Annotated in this window: 1 protein-coding gene; it reads right to left on the bottom strand. The window is 51.2% G+C overall.

Going from position 1 to position 576, the window contains the following annotated elements; genetic code table 11:
• Positions 1-41: 41 nt before the first annotated feature.
• Positions 42-311 (bottom strand): hypothetical protein, encoded by a 270-nt coding sequence (locus tag Q1B21_RS22310; RefSeq protein WP_299893267.1) that lies wholly within the window; start codon positions 309-311, stop codon positions 42-44.
• Positions 312-576 lie beyond the last annotated feature (265 nt).

Here is a 576-nt window from a genome sequence, read left to right as displayed (position 1 = left end):
CAAAGGTCTTCCTCTCCGCCATCGCGCTCGCGGCTACAGTCCTATTCTGGCTGTAAATCAATGAGTCTGGAGCCTAGTTCCTGCTCAAGTGAGCCCTCCACATCAGATAACGAATAATCTCCCGACCCAAACGAAGCATCATATTCAAAGCATACAATGCCCCAACCCTCAAAATTTGGATCATCCTTCACAAGACTTGGCCAATAGGTTCCGTTTGGGTTTTGCCATGCAGTGGTAGAGTTCGAGAAAAGCCCATGAATAAACACAATTGTCCGCCCGTTCTTCGGCTCACGAATTACATTAGTGGACATGCGATCACCTTGCTATGAAGTAACAGTATGTTGAAGCAGCGGATTGCACGTGTCTAGACTGCAGTTTGATCGAAGGTTGTGTGCCTCAGGGAGATCAAAGTTCTTCAAATTGTCAGGGAATTTCCGCTATGGGCTGTGACCTGCCGACTACACCCGCAGCATCCCAGCGGAAGCGCAACGGCCGGTAAGGGCTCAATGCTGACCTCGGTGCCGGTGCAGCAAAGCCCCCTGCCCCGCAATTAACTGAATCGGGGACGGCCCATAG

This window comes from uncultured Ruegeria sp. (assembly GCF_947504215.1).
GTDB lineage: Bacteria > Pseudomonadota > Alphaproteobacteria > Rhodobacterales > Rhodobacteraceae > Ruegeria.
This window is presented reverse-complemented; position numbering and strand designations above follow the sequence as displayed.

What these genes read in the sequence shown, in the direction of transcription:
- Q1B21_RS22310 (WP_299893267.1), bottom strand. Translation starts at nt 311, where the DNA reads ATGTCCACTAATGTAATTCGTGAGCCGAAGAACGGGCGGACAATTGTG.